The organism is Massilia paldalensis (assembly GCF_044901715.1).
Lineage (GTDB): Bacteria > Pseudomonadota > Gammaproteobacteria > Burkholderiales > Burkholderiaceae_D > Telluria > Telluria paldalensis.
This window is the reverse complement of record NZ_JBJCIU010000033.1, coordinates 1-1313: the sequence shown is the minus strand read 5'-3', so window position 1 is coordinate 1313 and position 1313 is coordinate 1. Positions and strand designations below refer to the sequence as shown.

The following is a 1313-nucleotide window of genomic DNA, read 5'->3' as shown; positions in this document are numbered from 1 at the left end:
CTGAATCGCCCCGGCTTTCGTGGAGGCCGGTTAGTGTGAGTCAGACCGGGAGGGCCTGACTGCTCAACTGCTTGTAATAGTTTGCCTCAGCTTCTGCCGGCGGTATATAGCCGAGTGGTTCAAGCAGACGGTGGTGGTTGAACCAGGAAACCCATTCCAACGTAGCCAGTTCGACGGCCTCACGCGTTTTCCAAGGAGCGCGGCGGTGGATCAGCTCAGCCTTGTAGAGCCCATTGATGGTTTCGGCCAAGGCGTTATCGTAACTGTCGCCCTTGCTGCCCACAGACGGCTCAATACCTGCTTCCGCCAGGCGCTCGCTGTACTTTATCGACACATATTGCGAGCCCCTGTCGCTATGGTGGACCAGCTCGTTCCGTTCGGGCTGACGCGCGTACAGCGCCTGCTCCAAGGCGTCGAGGACGAAGTCGGTCCGCATCGAGCTGCTGACGCGCCAGCCCACGATGCGCCGGGCGAAGACGTCGATCACGAAAGCGACATAGACGAAACCCTGCCAGGTCGAGACGTACGTAAAATCGCTGACCCACAGTTGGTTTGGCCGCTGCGCCTTGAACTGGCGGTTGACCCGATCAAGCGGGCACGGCGCCTTTGCATCGGCAACCGTCGTGCGCACAACCTTGCCACGCATGACGCCACGCAGGCCAGCCTTGCGCATCAAGCGCTCCACCGTGCAGCGAGCCACTTCGGTTCCCTCACGTCGCAGTTGGCGCCACACTTTGTCGGCACCGTAGACTTGCATGTTCGCCTGCCAGACCCGCTCGATGTCGACACTCAGCACGTCATCACGCTGAACACGGGCACAGCGCAACGCCGGGTTGCGTTGCCGCGCCGCGTAACGCCAGTAGCCCGACGGCGCGACCTGCATCACCTTGCAGATCGGCTCGACACCGTAGGCATGGCGGTACTGGTCGATAAATGCCCTCACGGTTTGAAGTGGCGGCCGAGCTCCGCCTGGGCGAAAAATGCACTCGCCAGACGCAGGATCTCGTTTGCCTTGCGCAGCTCGCGCACCTCTCGCTCCAGCGCCTTGATGCGTTCCTCTTCGGCCGTGGTCGGCCCTGGACGCTGGCCGGTATCACGCTCTTGCTGGCGTACCCAGCGACGCAGCGTCTCAGGTGTGCAGCCGATCTTGGCCGCGATGGATTCGATTGCCGCCCACTGCGAGCTGTACTCGCTCGCGGCCTCGCTGACCATGCGCACGGCGCGCTCGATGACTTCGGGGGAATACTTGGGTTGCTTCTTCATAGCTCCATTTTCTCAAACAATGGAGCCTCTACAAAATCCGGGGCGGTTCA

Annotated in this window: 1 protein-coding gene and 1 other annotated feature; the gene reads right to left on the bottom strand. The window is 61.7% G+C overall.

The annotated features are described in order from the left end of the window. Positions 1 to 40: 40 nt before the first annotated feature. Positions 41 to 1263, bottom strand: a protein-coding gene (locus tag ACI1V7_RS28330) for an IS3 family transposase (RefSeq protein WP_404536066.1) whose coding sequence is annotated in 2 segments (ribosomal slippage) — positions 41 to 975 and positions 975 to 1263 — 1224 coding nt in all. Because the reading frame shifts where the segments join, the coding sequence is not laid out codon by codon here. Continuing rightward, positions 869 to 985: a sequence feature (AL1L pseudoknot), on the bottom strand. It overlaps the preceding gene by 117 nt. Positions 1264 to 1313 lie beyond the last annotated feature (50 nt).